The sequence below is a fragment of the Acinetobacter sp. ANC 4218 genome, from assembly GCF_002135245.1.
Classification (GTDB): Bacteria; Pseudomonadota; Gammaproteobacteria; order Pseudomonadales; family Moraxellaceae; genus Acinetobacter.
This window is the reverse complement of sequence record NZ_NEGD01000008.1, coordinates 88,108-109,007: the sequence shown is the minus strand read 5'-3', so window position 1 is coordinate 109,007 and position 20,900 is coordinate 88,108. Positions and strand designations below refer to the sequence as shown.

The following is a 20,900-nucleotide window of genomic DNA, read 5'->3' as shown; positions in this document are numbered from 1 at the left end:
TGAGACAACCATGTCAGTCGTAAAAACAGTAAGTTTCATTTTTGCAGCGGGTTTCAGTATCAATGCGATGGCTGCCGATTTTTCTTTTGACCGTCCAGGTGCGGGAATCGGCACTGGCATTACGCCCGTCGGTCAGCTGGCATGGGAACAAGGCTTACCTAGCCTCAGCTATTCAGAAAGTAGAGATGAAACCGGAATTAAAGTTAAAAACACCACTTTAAATGCCGACATGTTGTTACGTACCGGTTTAGCTCAAGATCTTGAATTGCAGTTGGGCTGGCAAGGTCCATCCTGGTCAAAAACCAAAGCAGCGGGTCAGTCTGTTGAAGAAGACGGTTTGGGCGATGTCAGCATCGGGGTGAAAAAGGCTATTAATCTGGATGATGAAAAGCTTTCTATGGCCATTTTAGCTGAAGCGATTCTTGCGACTGGCAATGATGCGTTTAGCAATCAAGATGATATCTACAGTCTGACTTCGGCTGTGGCGTATAATTATAGTGATCTAATTCGTACTTCCATCACCATGCGTTATGAAGCACAAAACAGCAATTGGGCGGTAACTGCAATCCCGAACATTGAATATAAAATTACCGATAAATTGTCCGGTTTTTCTGAACTGGTCTATCGTAAAGCTGAAAGTCAGAATTATGAATATGCACTGGGTTCAGGACTCATTTATGCACTGAATGAGCGTGTGCAAATGGATGCCAGTATTGGTGTAGATTTAAATGGCCGAGATAAAAGCTATCAATCAGGTTTGGGGGTTTCATTTCTATTCTAATTAAAAAAAATAAACTGATATGAAAAAGCATTTTCCAGACATGAGTTTGTGGTTTCGGTTCGCTATATGCGGATTGATCGGTAGTGTGATTATATTGTGCTCCATGACACTGCAGGCGCAAGAGCAATTGCTTGCACCCGAGGATGCTTTTTCTTTTAGTGTTGAATCCAGTAGCACCCATGAAGCCCAACTCAAATGGACGATTCCGGATCGCTATTATTTATATCAGCATAAATTTGAAGTCCGGCAAGGGACGCAAACGCTGGCTTTAAAATTGCCGCCAGCAACCGATTTGCATGATGAAAATTATGGCCATACCCAGGTCTATTTTCACAAGGTCCAATTCACGGTTCCCACCGAAGCCTCAAAAACCTATCAGGTGACGTGGCAGGGCTGTGCCCAGGACCGGATTTGCTATCCACCGCAAACCATTAAGTTTCAGACCGATATTGACGGTTTGGTGCTGTTGCAAAATCAGGCCAGAGCAAGCAAGCGCCTGTTGGATCTTTCAACATCTTCAAACAGTTCTATAACTGGTCAAAACACTTTGAGTGCTGAACAGAATAGCATTCAACCGACAGTAAAGCCCGTCATACGCGATACTGCAAAAGATCAAATGTGGTCGGAAACACTGGCTGAAAGCTCTTTGCTGTATGGCTTATTGCTGTTTTTCGGTTTAGGCATCTTGTTGGCCTTTACGCCATGTTCATTACCGATGCTGCCGATTTTAACTTCGCTGATTGTCCGCGACAGTAAAGGGCTGAAAGCCTGGATGATTGCTCTGGTATTTGTCTGCAGTATGGCCATGGTCTATGCGGTTTTAGGCTTAATTGCTTCATCTGCCGGTTTGAATTTTCAGCGCTGGTTACAGCAGCCTTCCACCCTGATTGCTTTTAGTGCGTTATTTGTTTTATTTGCACTAAATTTATTCGGTTTATTTGAAATTAAATTACCGCAAGGCTGGCTCAACCGCCTGGATCAGGCCCAGTCGCTACAAAAAGGTGGTAGCCTGATTGGGGCAGGTGTTATGGGGATGATTTCGGCACTGCTGGTTGGGCCCTGCATGACCGCACCTCTAGCCGGGGCATTGTTATTTATTTCTCAGAACCAAAGCCAGTGGCAGGGGGCACTCTTGCTGTTCACCTTGGGTTTTGGCATGGGAACGCCCTTGCTTCTGGCCAGTGTACTGGGTTCCAGGGTGTTGCCTAAAGCAGGGTTGTGGATGCACCAGATTAAGGTGCTGTTTGCCTTTATCATGCTAGCCCTGGCCCTGTATTTTATTCGTCCGCTTATTTCTGAAGCCTGGCTGCAATGGGCAGGCTTAGGTTTAGGCATTGCTTTTATTGCGTATATCCTTTTTCGCATTCGGCAACAGACCCCGCTGAGGGCTTTATATATAATCGTCTTGCTCGTGGTGATGCCTTATCTGGCTTATACTCAATATCAACACAGTCAGCGGTTTTTTATCGGGCAAAGCACGACCCAGGCCAGCTGGCATGTAGCAAAAACAGCGAATGAATTTCAGCAGTTATTGGCCAGTGTACCATCCAATCAGGCGGTTGTTATTGATGTTTATGCAGACTGGTGTGTGGCCTGTCAGCCCATTGAACATCAGGTGTTAAAATCGGCTCAAGTCCAACAAGCACTTGCGCCGTATTTTCTGATTAAACTGGATTTGAGTAACTATGATGCAACGCATCAGGTCTTATTGAATCAATGGGATATTTTAGGGCCGCCCACCTATTTATTCTTGGATGCCAAGCAGCAGGAAATTCGTGGTTTACGTCTAACCGGTGCTTTTAGCGAGGCTGAATTACTGAAACAGCTCGATCTGTTTCAACAGCATATAGGACAATAATGTGATGTATCAGCTCTATATAGCCAATAAAAATTATTCCAGCTGGTCAATGCGCCCGTGGCTGGTGTTACAGGCTTTTCAGTTGCCTTTTCAGGAATTCATGATTCCGTTTCCCGCAGAACGCAACACCGGCACATTCAAGCAGGATGTATTGGCTATTAACCCGAATGGGAAAGTCCCGGTATTGATCGATCATGACTTGATGCTGTGGGATTCGCTGGCGATTTGTGAATATCTGGCCGAACGGCACCCCAATCAGCATTTGTGGCCACAAGATGTCAAGCAGCGTGCGCATGCACGTTGTATTGTGGCGGAAATGCATAGCGGATTTTCAGGTTTGCGCAATGCCTGCGGCATGAATATCCGAACCCATTTAGCCGATGTGGGTAAGCGTTTATGGCAGGACAATGCCGAGCTTAGGCAAGATGTGGCACGGATCGAACAGATCTGGTCACAACGTCCAGAGGTGAACGGTTTTTTATGTGGTGAATTTTCAATTGCCGATGCATTTTATGCTCCGGTGGTGACGCGGCTTATGACCTATGCCTTACCGGTCAGTGAGTCGACACAGCAGTATATGCACACCATGTTGCAGCATCCGGCCATGAAACTGTGGATTGAAGGCGCATTGCAAGAACAAGCCTGGGTGAATTATTTAGAGTCGTATCAACAGCAGCAGCTTTAGCAGGGCTTGGGCTCAGTAAACAACTCTGCCTGATAACACTTGACCTGATTGCGTCCGTAGCCTTTGGCTGCATACAGCGCCTTATCTGCCCGGCTGAGCAATTGTTGCGAATTGAGTGAGGGACTGGATAGCGCAATGCCAAAACTTGCGGTGACCGGAATGATCTCTCCCGATTCACTGTATAAATGAAGCTGTTGAATGGCCTGACGACACCGTTCAGCAATAATTTGTGCCTGTTCTAGAGAAGAATGATTTAAAATCAGAATAAATTCTTCTCCGCCAAAACGGCCTAGCATATCGCTATCTCGAATGATTTGAGAGAGTGCCTGACTGACCTGAATCAGGGTTTCGTCGCCTTTATCGTGCCCGTATTGGTCATTAATGCGCTTAAAATGATCCAGATCAATTAACACCAGCGCATAAGATTCATTGGGCTTGCGTTCCAGTTTTTCCAGACAATTGTTGATGCTGCGCCTGTTAAGAGTATTGGTCAGTGGGTCAACCTGACTTAAATGCTGAATCAGTTTTTCTCGATGTCGCCACTGACTTAGTAAAATTTCAAATAAAATCAAACAAGTAATAAGAATTGGTACAATGAAATACATCATTGTCAGTACCCAAAACATATTCTGGTAGGGCAGGGTGTGAAGATTAAACAACGGACCGTAGCTGATTTGACCTTGCAGGCCTAAATACCCGCAAACCAGTAAAAATAATGTGGCCGGGATGAGCGCGCAATAAACGATTTTACGCTTAAACAGCACTAGGCCCACCGTGAGCAGACACATGTAAGTTATCATGGTGGCCGGACTGAGTACGCCGATCACATAACCATCACGACATAAGGACATGACCAAAATCCCCACGGATACATAGGGTAGGCATTGCTGTACCCAAACTTTTTTACGCCATGCCGAACATGGGTAAATCAGCGCAATAAAGACGGTCAAAATCAGGATATTCATTTCCAGCTGTAGTTTGAGCAAGGGTAAATTTACCCAAGGCCAGACTTCAGGAGATAAAAGCACAAAAACTTTCCAGATAATCCAGATCATATGCACTGAACTTCCTAAAATCAGCATCAAAATGCATTTATTCAGGACACTCCAGTTCATTACACCCCCATCTTCTAACAGGTATTTCGCAATTTTTTCTTTGAATGAGAAGGCATGATTTGGTGAAAAGATTGGCTTCATTCGATAGATATAATCCTTGGTTGTTTAAATCATAAATTAATGTGAAATAAGTAGATTTATTTTTAATAATTCACAACATAGCACGTTTTTTCAGTAATGGTAATGGTTGTTTTTTGTACTTTTTGGTCTAAAAAGTACTTTTATCTGAATTATTGTTGTATTAAATATGGAACGTTGTGTTGTATATAAATGTATTATTCTATTTTTAGTGGTCGATTAAAATGCCTACATTGAATAAATAAAGATGAAGGTAACAGCCATGAAAGTTTTACATATCGATTCCAGTATTTTAGGTGATGCTTCTGTTTCACGCCAATTAAGTCAGGCGATTGTCACTCAGTTGCAAGCCAAGCATGCAGATGCGACCGTAGAATATCTGGATTTGGCACAACAGCCCATTCCACATTTAACCGCTGAAATTTTGATGGGGCAAGATGCTGAACAGGCAGCCTTAGGCGAAAAAATTATTCAGCAATATCTGGATGCGGACGTGGTCGTGGTGGGTGCAGCAATGTATAACTTTGGCTTGCCGTCTACGCTAAAAGCCTGGATTGACCGGATCAGTGTGGCCGGTAAAACCTTTAAATATACTGAAAATGGTCCTGTTGGTTTGGCTGGTGAGAAAAAAGCCTATATCGCCAGCAGTCGTGGCGGTGTATATGGTGAAAATAGCCCAGCAGATTTTCAGGAAGGTTTTTTGAAAACTGTATTTAATTTCACCGGTGTGAACGATGTCGAAATTATTCGTGCAGAAGGCGTCAATATGGGTGCAGAGTCAAAAGATCAGGCAATTGCCAGCGCTTTAGCTCAGGTGCAAAGCCTGTAATGTGAAATCATCCTATCCATGATTCCTCTTGGGTCAGCTTCGGCTGACCTTTTTTATGGAATATGGTTCATCGCGGATTAAATTTAGCTTTGATCCAATCCATGGGCAAATTCAGCCAGATCGGCCAGTGCCTGTTTGGCTTCATCAAACCAGGCATGGAACATCTGAAAATTGTGCCACATACCGGTATAAAGTTTAAAATTCACTTGAACATTGGCCTGTTCTGCTTTTTCTTTAAAGCGCTGTGCATCATCCAGCAGAATTTCTTTCGATCCTACTTGTACCAGTGTAGGAGGTAATCCGGTTAAATCTGCAAACAGGGGAGAAATTGAGGGGTGAGATTTATCCATCGATTTAGGGACGTAATAATCAATTCCGGTTTCTAAGGTTTCAATGGACAATAAGGCATCGTGTTTCTGGTTATAGCGTAAGGATTCACTGGTGAGGGTTAAATCTAAAAAGGGTGACAACAGCATCAAACCGCTGACCTGAGGCAGCTGTTCATCACGAATTTTAAGTGCCAAGGCCAAAGCCAGATTGGCACCACAGGAATCCCCAGATAAAATAATATCCTTGGCTTGTATGCCTTGGTCGAGCAAAATATTGTAAACATCAAACAGCGCATCCAGAGCTTCAGGAAAAGGCTGTTCAGGCGCGAGAGGATAATCTACATGCAGCGCTTGCATTTGAGTCCGTGCCACCATGTCGGATACAAATGCCCGATGGGTATTTAAGGATCCTAAAAAGAATGCACCGCCGTGAATATGTAAAATAAGCTGTGTGGCCTCATTGTGCGGTTTGATTTCTTCAGCACGTAAACCGGCAAGACGGATTGGGCGAATACTGACATTTTTATTCTGCGGAAATAGACGGCACATTTGTTCAATGACAAAGCGTGCTGAATTTGAAGGTAAGTTAAACTGGCTCGGTAGACGGATGGTGGTTTTTAAAAAACTTTCTGTAATTAATTGTTTCCATAACGGATTTATCTTCATGTTTTTTCCATCTTGTTATATCTTTTGGGGGATAACTGGTTGTTTACCAATTCAAGTTACAAGATTACACTAAACGGTCACACGGAAGAATTGCAAATATGTTGTGACTTTTTAATACTAAGGCCGTCTACACTAGACTAGGAAACGAAAAAAAATGAAAAGAATTGCTCTTGCATTAGGATTGCTCGGATTAACAGCTTTGGCAAATGCTGCTGATCCTTTAAATGGAACAGTTTGGAAAACGATTGACGATAAAACAAAACAACCTAAAGCAATCGTAAAATTTACTGAACAAAAAAATGGCACATTGTCTGCGAGTATTCAAAAAGTTTTGACACCGGGCGAAGAACAGGCATGTAAAAAATGTGAAGGTCCATATCATAATAAATCTTTAAAAGGTTTAAAGATTGTTCACGGTCTTAAAAATGTCGGTGGTACAAGTTATGAAGAGGGTACTATCCTTGACCCTTCTTCAGGCAAAACCTACAAACTCAAAGGTGAACTGGCAAATGGCGGTAAAACGCTCGAATTACGCGGTTTTATTGGCGTATCAGTGTTAGGTCGTAACCAAACCTGGGTTCGCGCAAACTAAGTTTGCTCAGCCAAATGGATTAAACGAAAAAGCCTGAAATTGTCAGGCTTTTTTAATATGGATGGTGCAGGCTGCTTACTTTAATGCCCGATACGCTTCTTCATCAAAGCCGACGATATAACCAGAAGCAGTTTCAAGCACAGGACGTTTGATTAAGCTGTTATGGCGGGTGAGCGCTTCAATGAGATTTTCTTCACTGCTTAAAGCCGTTTGTTGTTCCGCTTCGCTCAGTTTGCGCCAAGTGGTGCCTTTTTTATTCAGGATGACTTCCTGACCTTTGTTATCCAGCCATGTTTTTACCGTTTCAGCAGCAATGCCTTGTTTCTTGTAATCGTGAAACTCATAGGCAAGGCCAAGTTGATTAAGCAGGTCAAAGGCTTTTTTCATTGAATTACAGTTTTTGATACCATAAATCTTCAGCATAGGTGAATTATTCCATTTTCTATTCTTCAATAGCGTAACGAAAATCCATCAGAAGCTCTAGAGTGAATTAAATGATTAAAATTAAAAAATTCAGCTGTCATTAAACTGACATTTAGATTTGTAATTATAAAGCTATAAATAAGAACCATATGATTATTCTAAATATATAGAAAATAGAAAAAATATAGAAATAGAAAAAATAAAAATAACGAATAGAGAAAACCCGCATTCAATCATCCTGATTATGCGGGTCTCATTTCAACGTCCATTGTCACATCCTTGCAAAATAAGCTACCGAAGTGCTTTATTCTGTTTCATCCTACGGCGTCCTATCCCTTTTCAGTCATCCTGACTTGTCCCTGTGCCGTGCGACAATAATGCACTTAAAAGATCTATATAAAAAGCAACAAATTCGACATCTTTTGTAATCTATATGCCTGTATTGAGTGAACAATGGTTCACTCAATACGCATTATGGACTATATTTTATAATCAATAATCACTGGTGCATGGTCGCTAAACCAGGTCTCCTTATACACCCAGGCATTGACAGTACGGGCTTTCCAGTCTGGTGAGCAGGCTTGATAGTCAATGCGCCACCCGACGTTTTTGGCACGTGCCTGTCCGCGATTAGACCACCATGAATAAAGTTCGGCTTCCTTGCGCACTTCACGGAAAGTATCGACATAACCCAAATCATCATAAATATGATCGAGCCAGGCGCGTTCATGTGGCAGGCAGCCTGAAGATTTCTGGTTGCCCGACCAGTTTTTAATATCAATGCGTTTATGCACAATGTTGTAATCACCGCAGACGATGATCGATTTATCTTCATCCCGCCATTGTTTGAGAATATCTTGATACTGATCCAAAAAGTGATCTTTACGGGCCTGAGCTTCTTCACCAGATGAACCTGAAGGCAAATACAGCGAACAGATATATACCGGCTTGTCTAAACCGAGATCAAATTCGGCAGCGATAAAGCGCCCTTGAGAGTCGGCCAGTTCAAAGCCTAAACCATCTTTTACGGAGACAAAAGGTAGGCGACTATAAATGGCGGTACCAGCATAGCCTGCACGTTCTGCCGGGAACAGGTGCGTGTACCAGCCTTCAGGTCTAAATTTTTCAGTCCACTGCGCATGGGTGATCCGGCTTTCCTGCATACAAATGACATCGGCATCTGACTGTTCCAGCCATTCCAGCAAGCCTTTGGTCACTGCTGAACGCAAGCCATTTACGTTAATTGAAACGACTCTTAGAATTTTTTGATCACTTGGATAGCTACTCTTTGGTATCATGCGCAAGTCTTACCTCTATTTATGAATTTTGGAGCACCTCATGACGTCGCAAGCGACTTTTAACCCTCAAGCTTTTATCGAACTTGCATTATCACGTGGTGTGCTTAAATTTGGTGAGTTTACTTTAAAATCGGGTCGTGTGAGTCCTTATTTTTTTAATGCAGGTTTGCTCAATGATGGCGAGGCGTTAACACTACTGGCTTCAGGTTATGCAGATAAATTAACGGCATGTGACAATGTCGAAGTGATTTTTGGCCCAGCTTATAAGGGGATTCCATTTGTTGCTGCGACTGCCGTGGCATTGTCACAAAATCATGGTGTAAGTGTACCTTGGGGCTTTAACCGTAAAGAAGCCAAGGATCACGGTGAAGGCGGGGTGCTGGTTGGCGCATCGGTTGAAGGCAAAAAAGTCTGGATTATTGATGATGTCATTACTGCAGGTACAGCCATTCGTGAAGTGGTCACCATTCTTAAAAATGCTGGTGCGCAAATTGCCGGAGTATTGGTGGCTCTAGACCGTCAGGAAAAAGGACAGGGCGAATTGTCTGCTATTCAGGAAGTTCAAAAAGAACTGGAAATTCCAGTTCATGCCTTGATTACCATGAAAGATTTGATGGATTTCTTGGAAGCTAAAGGCGAAAAAGACGCTTTAGCGAAAATGGAAGCCTATCGTGTGAAATACGGTATCTGATCGGTCAATGGTTAAAAAGGGAAGCCATGTGCTTCCTTTTTTGTCATTTTAAGAAAATAAGAGATAACTTAAAAAAATCGACTAAAAAAGTACTCAGGCTTTAAACAAAGCTCTAGTCATATTCATCTTTTGTTTGTTTTTAGGTTGAAAGAAGACGCCAATACATGCTATTGAAGTTGAGCACCGTTTTAATCTATACCCTCTAAACCGGTATTTATTTAGGGCTAAGACTAGAAGATTTAAGAGAGACTTACCCCTTTTGCTCAGGCTCCGTATACGGATAGCTCTTAAAATTTTGCGACAAAGAAAACCCGATTTTTCAGAGTAAAATTCCACTTTAAATTTATTCTGTATAAAAATATCTAATAAATTCATGATTAGTTAATAAATTATACAAAATGCATATTGTAAGTTAGTAAAAATAGATTATTTTTCATTCTATTTTATAAGGTACTGTGATTTTATACCCTAAAGGTATAAAATTTTTATAGATAAAAATGCTAAATTAAACAGTATTTTATTTTTATTAATAAATATAAAAAGACTATAAATTAAATTATAACTTATTTTTTGATAATAAAAGTGCAAAAAATGGAGGATTTTTCCAAAATAAATTACTGTAAACTTTGTCACATTTTTACACATTTTCAGAAATAAAATGGTATTTTTTGTGATAGATCATTTAACCATTAAAATGATTTAATCGGCTTGCATAATAACAATAGATAAATATAAAAGGGATCTTCATTTAAACTTTGGCTCTCTAATTCTTTTTATAAAAAAGAGGCTCACAGAAGCGAAAAAGAATTAGAGAGTTAATATTAACTGAGAGTGAGTAGAAAATCTTAATACCAGATATTAAATGGATAAAAGTGTAACCTAAAACTAAAGAAGCTAAAATACAATGCGTCTTTAAAATAATTTTAATGGTCTTAATATATTAAAAAGGTGAGATTATGGCAAAAAAGTACAATAAATTTTTATCTGGATCTGCAGATTTTAATTTAGAAAATTCTCTGTATCACTGGATTACTCAAGTACATGCTCAATATATACAAAATGTTGATCATGCATTAAAGAAATATGGTTTAGATAATTCGCGCCGTCGTATCTTGCTGGCATTACAATCCAAAAATAAGGCTAGCGTATCTGATCTGTCGGAAATGTTGATTTCTAAAATGTCGACCACCACCAAAGTGGTCTATCGCTTAAAAGAAGAAGGATTAGTAAATACTTATTGTTGTGAAGATGATGCTCGAATTACGCGAGTATTATTAACAGATAAAGGACAACAAATGATTCAAAAAATTAATGATCTCAGCCTGGTCGTATTAGAACAATCTTTTGATGGCTTAACACCGCTACAAATTGAAAAAATGCTGGATAACCTGAAACATATTTTTAAAAATCTTGCCCCTTAAAATAAATTAAAGTGCATAGCTATTTAAATAAATTGCTCATGATTTTTTATTGTGAGAATAAAGAGGATTTTTTTTATATTAGAAATAAGTTAATCGTTATAATTTTAATAAAATTATGAAAGGTTATATTCTTTAAGGTTAATAAGGTAAATTTTTTGTTAAATAAAAATTAAACTGGTTGGGGTGAATATGATTGATGAAAATTTTATTTTTTAAATATTTTGATTTAAATTATCTGTACTTTATTATTTAAGCAGTTTTAAATTTCATAAGGTTAAAATAAAATTATTTTTTAAGATGGGGTAAATAAGATAGAATATTATATTCTGCATAAGTATTTTATTATTTATCCTTTATGGATTTATAATTAAATTGGTTCTTCACATTTCCTACACTCCAACATTATTCCTAGTTTCTCTTTTCGACCTTGTTCAGTTATCACCCATGGGCGGTTTTGCCAAGGCGGATTATGTCGAACATGCTGGGTATGGCCACAGGCCAGGTCTGCAACCCAATGGTTTTCTTCATCTAAATGAAATCCAAGAATCGCTTGTTGCATGAGGTACTCCTTGCCGCTTTCAAATGATTCGATACAAGCTTTATTAAAATTGAGAAAAAAGAAAGATTAAACTCCGTTATACTTTTCTCAAGTTAAAAATACATGAGCAGATCGATATGCGCGTACTTGTTGTGATGGATCCCATCGAAAATGTAAACCTGAAAAAAGATTCTTCTATGGCCATGCTGTGGGCTGCCAGCCGTCGTGGGCATGAGTTGGGTTATGCATTACAGCAAGATTTATATATCGATCAAGGTAAAGCCTTCGGTTTGATTTCACCCCTGAAAGTGTTTGAAGACTATAACCATTATTATGAATTGGGTGAAAAGAAAAAAGAATCGATTGCAGCTTATGACGTGGTGTTGATGCGTAAAGACCCACCTTTTGACATGAATTTTGTTTATACTACGTATATTCTGGAACAGGCTGAGCGTGAAGGGGCGTGGATTATTAACAAGCCGCAAAGCCTGCGTGACTGCAACGAAAAATTATTCGCCACCCAGTTCCCTGAACTTCAGGTTCCGACTCTGGTGACCTCAAATGAAGGGCTAATCCGCGAGTTTCTAAAAGAACAGGTGGATGTGATTGTAAAACCACTGGATGGTATGGGTGGTACAGGCATTTTCCGTTTGTATCAAGATGGCATCAATATTGGATCGACCATTGAAATGCTGACCAATAACGGTACTCTGCCGATTATGGCGCAGCGTTATATTCCGGAAATTGTTGAGGGCGATAAGCGCATCCTGATGGTAAATGGTGAGCCTATACCTTACTGTTTAGCCCGTATTCCGCAAAATGGTGAAGTGCGCGGCAACCTGGCAGCCGGTGGTCTGGGTCAAGCCCGTCCCTTAACTGAAAATGATAAAGCGATTGCGGCAAAAGTAGGCCCTTATCTCAGAGAAAAAGGCCTGATTTTTGTGGGATTAGATGTAATTGGCAATTATGTGACAGAAATCAATGTTACTAGTCCAACCTGTATTCGTGAGATTGATGCACAGTTTGGTACATCTATTGCCGACGATTTATTTGCTGTTCTGGAAACAGGTTTAAAAGTAAAAGCATAAGTCTGATGTTTATAAAAAAGAGTTCCTAAAATAGGAGCTCTTTTTTATTCTGTTTGATCCGTTCCTTTTCTTGCTTTTTATTTTGGGATACAAAGGGACTGGAATTTATGCATTGTTCAAAAGACGGGTCATAAAATTGCTTAAAAAATATATATTTTGCTCGATTATCAATAAAACTAGTTTAAACTTTAAAATCTGAAGAAAAAAACAATGAAACGCATGTTGAAAAAAAGTAAATAACCTTTCACGGTTATGCGTTTGTGATTACAATTGTTAGCTTAAAATCAAATTTCGTTATTCCTATTTTAGAATTGAAGAATTAGACTGTGACCGAAGCAACGCAAACAAAGCCGAAACATGTGATGATGATGGCTGCCGGAACCGGTGGGCATGTTTTTCCAGCACTTGCTGTTGCCAAAGAATTACAGCAGCAGGGAATTCAAGTGTCCTGGTTGGCAACGCCGACAGGCATGGAAAACCGCTTATTAAAAAATCACAATATTCCAATTTACCAGATTGATATTCAAGGTGTACGTGGTAATGGTGCTGTGCGTAAGTTATTGGCACCGTTTAAAATTTTAAAAGCTACTTTAAGCGCCATGCGCTATATGAAACAGCTGAAAGTCGATGCCGTAGCCGGTTTTGGCGGTTATGTGGCTGGTCCTGGTGGTTTGGCTGCCCGTGCCTTGGGCATTCCCGTGATTATTCACGAGCAAAACGCCATTGCAGGTTTTACCAATACCCAGTTATCACGTATTGCCAAAAAAGTGTGTCAGGCATTTCCCGGTACTTTTGCTGAAAGTGCAAAAATTGTGACCACAGGCAATCCGGTCCGTAAAGAAATTACTGAAATTTTAAGCCCGTCCTGGCGTTACCAGGAACGTGAAAAAGCTGGTTTGCCGCTACGTGTATTGATTGTCGGTGGCTCACTTGGTGCGCAGGCATTGAATGAGCGTGTACCGGAAGCGTTAAAGCAGCTAAACGTACCATTGAATGTGTATCATCAATGTGGTCAAAATCATGCCGAGGCGACCCGTGCCCGTTATGCCGATAAGCCGGCATCGTTGCAGGTTGAAGTCCAGCCCTTTATTGAAGATATGGCTAAAGCTTATGCTGATGCCGATCTGATTATTTGCCGGGCCGGTGCTTTAACCGTGACAGAAATTGCAACCGCAGGTGTGGCAGCTGTTTTTGTGCCGCTACCAAGTGCGGTCGATGATCACCAGACGGCGAATGCCAAATTTTTAGCCAAAACTGGTGCGGCAAAAATTTGCCCGCAAGCCACTTTAACCCCGTACAGTTTAAAAGAACTTTTAGTCCCGTTGATGAATCGCCAATTGTTGTCTGAAATGGCAGTCAAGGCACGTCAACAGGCTCAACCAGATGCAACCCAACACGTGGTTCGTTTAATTCAAGAATTGTAAAATTAGAGTAATATATGTCTCCATCTACTCCTGCTGATCAAGCAAAAAAGTTAATCAAAGTGCCTGAAATGCGCCGTATCAAACACATTCATTTTGTCGGAATCGGTGGTGCAGGGATGTGTGGCATTGCAGAAGTACTGAAAAACCAAGGCTATCGAGTGTCTGGGTCTGATATTAAGGCCTCAAAAACTACGGCTCAGCTCGAAGAAAACGGTATCAAGGTTTATATTGGCCATGCGGCAGACAATATTAAAGATGCCAATGTACTGGTGGTTTCAACTGCGATTGATCCGGAAAATCCGGAAATCAAGGCAGCGATTGAGAGTCGTATTCCAGTGGTTCGCCGTGCAGAGATGCTTGGTGAGCTGATGCGTTACCGTCACGGTATTGCTGTTGCTGGTACGCATGGTAAAACCACCACGACAAGTTTGGTGACTTGTATGCTGGCGGAAGAAAATCTTGATCCAACCTATGTGATTGGTGGTTTGCTGAACCGTACCGGTGTCAATGCGGCACTGGGTGCAAGCCGTTATATCGTGGCTGAAGCAGATGAGTCAGATGCATCATTCCTGCACTTGCAACCTATGGCCACCATTGTGACCAACATTGATGCGGATCATATGGATACCTATGGCGGCAGCTTTGATGTGCTCAAAGATACTTTTGTCCAGTTCCTGCAAAAATTACCATTCTACGGCCTGGCTGTGGTGTGCGGTGATGATGCCAACATCCGTGAAATCATGCCACGTATTGGTCGTCCAGTGTTGACTTATGGCTTTAATGAAGACAATGACATCCGTGCTGTCGATGTCGATCAGGACGGTATGCGTACTCACTTTACCGTGCTGCGTAAAAACCGTGAACCGCTTCGTGTGACGGTGAACCAGCCGGGTCTGCATAATGTGCTTAATGCTTTGGCAGCAATCGGTATCGCTACGGATGAAGGCGTTTCTGATGGCGCGATCTGCCGTGCATTAGAAGGCTTTAGCGGTGTGGGCCGTCGCTTCCAGGTTCAAGGTGAATTTGAGATTGAAGGTGGCAATGTGAAACTGGTGGATGACTATGGTCATCATCCTAAAGAAGTCGAAGCTACCATTAAGGCTGCACGTCAAAGTCATCCAGACCGCCGTCTGGTGATGATGTTCCAGCCGCATCGCTTTACCCGTACCCGCGACTGCTTTGATGACTTCGTCGATGTATTGTCACAAGTTGACCAATTGTTATTGCTGGAAGTGTATCCTGCAGGCGAGAAGCCGATTGTCGGGGCAGATAGTCGCAGTCTGGCGCGCAGTATCCGTTTGCGCGGTGAGGTTGAACCGATTTTGATTGATCCTGTAGATGGCAATTTACAAAATGTGATGCAAAAAGTCTTGCAGCCAAATGACTTGTTATTAACGCAAGGCGCAGGTAATGTGGGTGCGATCTCGGTTGAGCTTGCACAAAATAAGTTGTATTTAAAATAATCACTTTGTGTGTTTTTGAGTGTGATTGTTCAGTTATAAAGTTTAAGGATATAAACGTGGCAAATGCTTCAAAATTCGGCAAAGTTGCCGTATTGCTTGGTGGTAAATCAGCTGAGCGCGAGGTTTCTCTAGATAGTGGTAAAGCTGTGCTTGAAGCATTGGTGCGTTCGGGTGTGAATGCCGAAGCTTTTGACCCGCAAGAGCGTAGTGTAACTGAATTGGTGAACTATGACCGTGCCTTTATTGTCTTGCATGGCCGCGGTGGTGAAGACGGTCAAATCCAGGGTACATTGGAATGGTTGAATATTCCTTATACCGGTACTGGTGTGCAAGGTTCTGCGATTGGCATGGACAAGGTGAAAACCAAGCAGGTCTGGCAAGGTTCGGAACTGCCAACGGCCCCCTATCGCATTGTGACCAAAGATTCTGATCTGGATGCCATAGTGGACAGCATTGGTCTGCCGTTTATTATCAAACCGGTACATGAAGGTTCAAGTATTGGTATGAGTAAAGTTGAACGTAAGGAAGACTTTGCCGATGCAATTGCCAAAGCCACTGAGCATGATGCCGTGGTGATGGCAGAAAAATGGATTACCGGCCGTGAATTTACTATTGTGATTTTAAATGGTCAGGCTTTGCCGATTATTCGCTTGGAACCGCCAAAAGATGTGGCATTCTATGACTATGAAGCCAAATACAACCGTAATGACGTGCAGTACGGCATTCCGTGTGGTTTAACCGAAGAAGAAGAAAAACGTCTGCAAGCTTTGTGTTTACGTGCTTTCCAGGCCGTAGGTGCAAGTGGTTGGGGCCGTATTGATGCCATGCAGGATGAACAGGGCAACTTCTGGTTACTGGAAGTGAATACTGTTCCGGGCATGACCAGTCATTCTCTAGTACCAAAGGCGGCAAAAGCTGTAGGCTATAGTTTTGATGAGTTATGTGTGGCGATTTTAGAACAGACTTTAACGGCTGCGGCTCACTAGACTATGGCTCAACTCCCTGCTTCAATGCGTCGTAAACGAGCAGCAATTACCTCTATTCATGAGAAGCCACCTACACCCAAGGAAAAGCTTGCGAATTTGGGTGGCTGGTTGTTGCTGCTGGTTGCACTTGCCGTATTGGCAGTGGGGATTTATGGTCTGTATGGTGTCATGACGGATGCCCAAGTGGCTAAACTGAGTGTGGTGGGTACCCGCTCAGAGGCTGAAAATCGCCAGGTCATGACTCATGTTGCACCTAAGGTGACAGAAAATTATTTTACCTCTGATCTGGAACAAATCCGCGATCAGGCTTTAGCGTTGTCTTGGGTGGATCGCGTGGTAGTCTCACGTGCATGGCCAAATTCAATTCGTGTACGCGTCATGCCGCATCATGCCATTGCCCGTTGGGGAACCGGACGGCTATTGAGTGACAGTGGTGATATTTTTGCAGAAGTGGTGCCGCAGAATAACCAGAAATTACCTTTACTGCATGGTCCCGCTTCTCAGTCAAAAATGATGATGCGTCGCTACAATGAAATTAACCAGTTGTTCCTGCCGGTCAACATTCGTTTAAAAGAATTATATTTAACAGAACGTATGACCTGGTTCATGCAGTTTGATTCGGGTTTGCGCATTATTGTCGATCAGGATCAGACCATGGGTAAACTTCAACGCTTAAGTCATCTGGCACAAAGTGATCTAAAACCGGTTTGGGCTAAAATTTCATCAGTAGACTTGCGTTATAGAAACGGATTGGCCATACAATGGAAGAATGCAGCACCCCCGAATATTGTAAATGGTCATTTTGTTGTAACGATTGATGACACAAGCATTGCAGATACAAGAACGGTAAAGCCATAATTGAGCGGCTTTATATAAAATAGAGGCTTAAGGCCATAAATTAACTAAACACGTAATGGTAGTAGTAGATAATGAATGAAGCTGTTCCCTCGGTTGTTGCGATTGACATTGGGACACACAAAGTTTCAGTTTTGATTGGTAAGGTACATGCGCCAGACAATATCCAAGTGATTGGGATGGCAACAGCTCGTAACCGAGGCATGAATAAAGGGAAAATTGTAAGTCTCGATAAGGTCATCACTGCAATTAAAAATGCCGTACAAGAAGCAGAAGATATGGCTGAATGCCGGGTGCATTCTGCTTGGGTTTCCATTCCAAGTGCAGAATTAAAAAGCTTTTATGCCTCAGGCCGTACTCCGATTGAAAATGGCGACCACACAATTACAACAAGCGAAGTGGTTCGTGCACTCGAATTGGCCAAAGCCAGCCATTTAACTTCAGACCATTATCTGGTGAGTGCGGTACCTTTAGGTTTTGAACTGGATGATTCTGCTGAATGGGTGCAAAATCCGATTCGCATGTCTGCACATAGCATGATCGGGCATTACCAGCTGATGATGTTGCCGATCAGCACCATGCAAAATCTGGATCGTGCATTGAAAGGGGCTAATATTGGCGTGGAGAAAATGGTGGTTTCCTGTTTGGCAACAGCTGAAGCCAGTTTGCTGAAAGATGAAAAAGAATATGGGGTATGTTTGGTCGATATCGGTGCCGGTACCACCAATATTGCCGTTTATCTGGATGGTCGTCTGGCATTGACGCATACTTTGCAGCGTGGGGGAGAGCATGTCACCCGTGATATTGCTGCGGTATTGCAAACCACCACTGAAGAAGCTGAACGGCTGAAATTGTTGTATGGCTGTGTTGACCTGAAAGTGGTTAAACCTGACCATATGATTCAATTTCAGGGCATTGATGGTCCACAGACCATTAGCCGTATTGAATTGGCAGAAATCATTATTGCGCGTTATGAAGAAATTCTGACCCAGGTTCATCAAGAATTAAAGCAGAATGGGGCAATTCATGGTCTGTATCATGGTGTAGTTCTGACGGGTGATGCTAGTCAAATTGAAGGTATGGTGAATTTGGCACGTCATATGTTGGGGGTGTCAGCGCATTTAGGCAATCCACCAGTACAAGTACATGCTGATGAACAGAATCAGGCGGCTTTGCGCCGTTCACAGTATGCCACTGCTGCCGGCTTGTTGATGTTTAGCCAAAGTGATACGCAAGATACTATTGTAGAAGCGACAGATCCTGAAAAACTGACTCTATTTAAGCGGGTCGGTCGGGCATGGTCAGCGTTAAACAATCAGTTAAAATCGATATTTTAAGTGAAATTTATTGGGAATATTGTAAGGAAGTTGTTCGTCTAACGGCTTGCACTTGACAAGCGTGTGGTTGGACAGCATCCTAAACTCAATTTTTATTAAGATCAAGGCAGTATACGGGCTTAAGTGACTGCCAATTACGAATTAGGAAATCCAAAGGTCATGGCCTCATTTGAATTTTTAGAAGATGATCAAAACGATAGCAACGGTCAAGCCCGTTTCACTGTATTTGGTGTTGGTGGTGCTGGTGGTAATGCCGTGCAACATATGCTTGAATCCGACATTCAGGGTGTAAAATTTGTTTGTGCCAATACCGACAAACAAGCTTTAGACCGTATGAATGCGCAATTCAAAATCCAGTTAGGTGAACAAAGCACGCGTGGTCTGGGTGCCGGTGCAAATCCTCAAGTGGGCCAAACCGCTGCTGAAGAAAGCCGTGAGCTGATTCGCCAGCATCTGGAGGGTACCGACATGGTATTTGTCACTGCCGGTATGGGTGGTGGTACAGGTACGGGTGCTGCGCCAGTTGTTGCTGAAATTGCCAAAGAAATGGGCATTTTAACTGTGGGTGTGGTGACGACTCCGTTTAACTTTGAAGGTAAGCGTCGTCAACAGTCGGCAGAAAAAGGCATTGAAGCTCTGGAAGCACATGTCGATTCATTAATTATTATTCCTAACCAGCGTTTGCTTAAAGTCTTCCGTGACATTTCCATGAAAGATGCTTATAAAAAGGCAGATGATGTATTGCTGAATGCAGTGCGCAGTATCTTTGATCTGGTGGTTCGTCCCGGTCATATCAACCTTGACTTCGCCGATTTGAAAACTGCCATGAGTACGCGCGGTTATGCGATGATGGGTGTGGGTTCAGGTCGTGGTGAAACACGTGCCCGTCAGGCGGCTGAACAGGCTATTCGCAGCCCACTACTGGATAACGTGACTATTATGAATGCCAAAGGCATTTTAATTAACGTCACCGGTGGTGATGATGTGACCTTCGGTGAAATTGAAGAAATTACCGATGTCGTCAACCAGATTGTCGATCTGGATGAAGGTCAGGTGTTCTACGGTACGGTCTTTGATCCAGATGCGCGTGATGAAATCAGTGTCACTGTAATTGCAACTGGCTTAACCCGTAATTCAGCGGACTCTGCAGATACGGTAAAACGTCCATCAGTACAGTCTGCAACACGTCCAGTCAATCATACGGCTCAGGCTGTTGTTGAAGATGATGATGTGCCAGCCATTCAACGTCAGCAAAATGAGGCAGGAACGGCACCTGCTCCAGCAGTCGGTTCAGCCCGTCCAACGCCAATGAGTATTCAGGATTACTTGAAAAATCAGCAACGTAAATAATGGTAAATTTATGCAGAATGCATAAATTCAACAGAAAAGGTAGTCGCAAGACTACCTTTTTATTTTTTATCAATGGCTAAATATGCTAACGTATAGCGGTTTGATGAGCAGATGATAGAAAAACATGTTGAAACAACGTACCCTACAGCGTGTCGTGAAAGCGAGCGGTATTGGTCTTCATAGTGGGCAAAAAGTCTTAATTAACTTTGTGCCGCACCATGTGGATGGGGGTATTGTATTTCGACGTATCGATTTAGATCCGCAGGTGGACATTCCAGCAGATGCCATGCTGATTCAAGAAGCATTCATGTGTTCTAATCTGGTTCAGGAAAATGCCAAAGTCGGGACCATTGAGCATGTCATGAGTGCCATTGCAGGACTGGGGATTGATAACCTGATTATTGAAGTTTCGGCTTCAGAAGTTCCGATTATGGACGGCAGTGCTGGTCCATTTATTTACCTGCTGATGCAAGGCGGATTACAAGAACAGGATGCGCCGAAAAAATTTATAAAAATTTTAAAACCTGTTGAAGCATTCATTGATGATAAGCGTGCAGTATTTCATCCGCATGACGGCTTCCAGCTCAACTTTACCATTGATTTTGATCATCCTGCATTTAAAAAAGAATATCAGTCAGCAACCATCGACTTTTCTACCGAAACTTTTGTCTATGAAGTCAGTGGAGCACGCACCTTTGGTTTTATGAAAGATCTGGATTATCTAAAAGCCAATAATCTGGCCTTGGGGGCGAGTCTGGATAATGCCATTGGCGTGGATGAAACTGGTGTGGTCAATGAAGAAGGGCTTCGCTTCTCAGATGAATTTGTCCGTCACAAAATTCTGGATGCAGTCGGGGATTTATATCTCTTAGGCCACCAGATTATTGCCAAATTTGATGGGTATAAGTCCGGACATGCCTTAAATAATCAATTATTACGCAATGTTAAAAGTGATCCAAGTAATTACGAAATTGTAACATTTGATGACATTAATCAATGCCCAATTTCTTATGTAAGTGTGACATAAGTTATTGTCTTTTAATGCACACGTTATAATATAACAAAATGAATTGTTAAGCAGTTCACATGTTTT

Annotated in this window: 20 protein-coding genes; 15 read left to right on the top strand and 5 right to left on the bottom strand. The window is 42.1% G+C overall.

What is annotated here, in order from left to right; translation table 11 throughout:
* Window positions 1–10 precede the first annotated feature (10 nt).
* The 3 genes from B9T38_RS09430 to B9T38_RS09420 are packed head-to-tail and all read left to right on the top strand — an operon-like array spanning window position 11 to window position 3,324.
* Window positions 11–781, top strand: a complete 771-nt coding sequence (locus tag B9T38_RS09430) for a transporter (protein WP_086196555.1) — start codon at window positions 11–13, stop codon at window positions 779–781.
* A 19-nt stretch (window positions 782–800) separates the two neighbouring features.
* Entirely contained in the window at window positions 801–2,639 is a 1,839-nt protein-coding gene (gene dsbD, locus B9T38_RS09425; RefSeq protein WP_086196554.1) for a protein-disulfide reductase DsbD, read from the top strand.
* A gap of 4 nt (window positions 2,640–2,643) precedes the next feature.
* Entirely contained in the window at window positions 2,644–3,324 is a 681-nt protein-coding gene (locus B9T38_RS09420; RefSeq protein WP_086196553.1) for a glutathione S-transferase family protein, read from the top strand.
* Here B9T38_RS09420 and B9T38_RS09415 read toward each other — a convergent pair.
* Window positions 3,321–4,520: a GGDEF domain-containing protein gene (locus B9T38_RS09415; RefSeq protein WP_086196552.1), complete on the bottom strand. Its 1,200-nt coding sequence runs from the start codon at window positions 4,518–4,520 to the stop codon at window positions 3,321–3,323. The genes B9T38_RS09420 and B9T38_RS09415 overlap by 4 nt on opposite strands.
* 259 nt (window positions 4,521–4,779) lie before the next feature.
* Here B9T38_RS09415 and B9T38_RS09410 point away from each other — a divergent pair, with 259 nt between their 5' ends.
* Entirely contained in the window at window positions 4,780–5,346 is a 567-nt protein-coding gene (locus B9T38_RS09410; RefSeq protein WP_086196551.1) for an FMN-dependent NADH-azoreductase, read from the top strand.
* Window positions 5,347–5,429: 83 nt separating this feature from the next.
* On the opposite strand, the gene B9T38_RS09405 is transcribed toward B9T38_RS09410, so the two are convergent.
* Window positions 5,430–6,341 (bottom strand): alpha/beta hydrolase, encoded by a 912-nt coding sequence (locus tag B9T38_RS09405; protein ID WP_086196550.1) that lies wholly within the window; start codon window positions 6,339–6,341, stop codon window positions 5,430–5,432.
* Window positions 6,342–6,495: 154 nt separating this feature from the next.
* On the opposite strand from B9T38_RS09405, the gene B9T38_RS09400 reads away from it, so the two are divergent.
* Window positions 6,496–6,933, top strand: a complete 438-nt coding sequence (locus B9T38_RS09400) for a DUF2147 domain-containing protein (protein WP_086196549.1) — start codon at window positions 6,496–6,498, stop codon at window positions 6,931–6,933.
* Window positions 6,934–7,008: 75 nt separating this feature from the next.
* Here the strand turns inward: B9T38_RS09400 and B9T38_RS09395 are convergent, their stop codons facing one another.
* Both B9T38_RS09395 and B9T38_RS09390 read right to left on the bottom strand, forming a co-directional pair.
* Window positions 7,009–7,356 carry a Spx/MgsR family RNA polymerase-binding regulatory protein gene (locus B9T38_RS09395; RefSeq protein WP_086196548.1) on the bottom strand — a complete coding sequence of 116 codons (348 nt, stop codon included), beginning with the start codon at window positions 7,354–7,356 and terminating at the stop codon, window positions 7,009–7,011.
* A gap of 479 nt (window positions 7,357–7,835) precedes the next feature.
* Window positions 7,836–8,654: an exodeoxyribonuclease III gene (locus B9T38_RS09390; protein WP_086196547.1), complete on the bottom strand. Its 819-nt coding sequence runs from the start codon at window positions 8,652–8,654 to the stop codon at window positions 7,836–7,838.
* Window positions 8,655–8,694: 40 nt separating this feature from the next.
* Here B9T38_RS09390 and pyrE point away from each other — a divergent pair, with 40 nt between their 5' ends.
* Window positions 8,695–9,345: an orotate phosphoribosyltransferase gene (gene pyrE, locus B9T38_RS09385; RefSeq protein ID WP_086196546.1), complete on the top strand. Its 651-nt coding sequence runs from the start codon at window positions 8,695–8,697 to the stop codon at window positions 9,343–9,345.
* A gap of 956 nt (window positions 9,346–10,301) precedes the next feature.
* The gene (locus B9T38_RS09380; RefSeq protein WP_086196545.1) at window positions 10,302–10,766 is read left to right on the top strand and encodes a MarR family winged helix-turn-helix transcriptional regulator; all 465 of its coding nucleotides are present in this window, start codon (window positions 10,302–10,304) and stop codon (window positions 10,764–10,766) included.
* Between the two features lie 367 nt (window positions 10,767–11,133).
* Here the strand turns inward: B9T38_RS09380 and B9T38_RS09375 are convergent, their stop codons facing one another.
* Window positions 11,134–11,325 (bottom strand): DUF3565 domain-containing protein, encoded by a 192-nt coding sequence (locus tag B9T38_RS09375; protein ID WP_086196544.1) that lies wholly within the window; start codon window positions 11,323–11,325, stop codon window positions 11,134–11,136.
* Between the two features lie 116 nt (window positions 11,326–11,441).
* On the opposite strand from B9T38_RS09375, the gene gshB reads away from it, so the two are divergent.
* The 8 genes from gshB (at window position 11,442) to lpxC (ending at window position 20,834) form a co-directional block, all read left to right on the top strand.
* Window positions 11,442–12,392, top strand: a complete 951-nt coding sequence (gshB, locus tag B9T38_RS09370; protein ID WP_086196543.1) for a glutathione synthase — start codon at window positions 11,442–11,444, stop codon at window positions 12,390–12,392.
* A gap of 326 nt (window positions 12,393–12,718) precedes the next feature.
* Window positions 12,719–13,816, top strand: a complete 1,098-nt coding sequence (gene murG / locus B9T38_RS09365) for an undecaprenyldiphospho-muramoylpentapeptide beta-N-acetylglucosaminyltransferase (RefSeq protein ID WP_086196542.1) — start codon at window positions 12,719–12,721, stop codon at window positions 13,814–13,816.
* Window positions 13,817–13,830: 14 nt separating this feature from the next.
* On the top strand, window positions 13,831–15,279 hold the full coding sequence (gene murC / locus B9T38_RS09360) for a UDP-N-acetylmuramate--L-alanine ligase (protein ID WP_086196541.1): 1,449 nt from the start codon (window positions 13,831–13,833) through the stop codon (window positions 15,277–15,279).
* Between the two features lie 56 nt (window positions 15,280–15,335).
* The gene (locus B9T38_RS09355; RefSeq protein WP_086196540.1) at window positions 15,336–16,265 is read left to right on the top strand and encodes a D-alanine--D-alanine ligase; all 930 of its coding nucleotides are present in this window, start codon (window positions 15,336–15,338) and stop codon (window positions 16,263–16,265) included.
* Between the two features lie 3 nt (window positions 16,266–16,268).
* Window positions 16,269–17,123 (top strand): cell division protein FtsQ/DivIB, encoded by an 855-nt coding sequence (locus B9T38_RS09350; protein WP_086196539.1) that lies wholly within the window; start codon window positions 16,269–16,271, stop codon window positions 17,121–17,123.
* A gap of 71 nt (window positions 17,124–17,194) precedes the next feature.
* Entirely contained in the window at window positions 17,195–18,457 is a 1,263-nt protein-coding gene (gene ftsA, locus B9T38_RS09345; protein WP_086196538.1) for a cell division protein FtsA, read from the top strand.
* A gap of 159 nt (window positions 18,458–18,616) precedes the next feature.
* Complete coding sequence (gene ftsZ, locus B9T38_RS09340; RefSeq protein ID WP_086196537.1) at window positions 18,617–19,807, top strand: cell division protein FtsZ; 1,191 nt, start codon at window positions 18,617–18,619, stop codon at window positions 19,805–19,807.
* Window positions 19,808–19,931: 124 nt separating this feature from the next.
* Window positions 19,932–20,834, top strand: coding sequence for a UDP-3-O-acyl-N-acetylglucosamine deacetylase (lpxC, locus tag B9T38_RS09335; RefSeq protein WP_086196536.1), 903 nt, complete (start codon window positions 19,932–19,934; stop codon window positions 20,832–20,834).
* Window positions 20,835–20,900 lie beyond the last annotated feature (66 nt).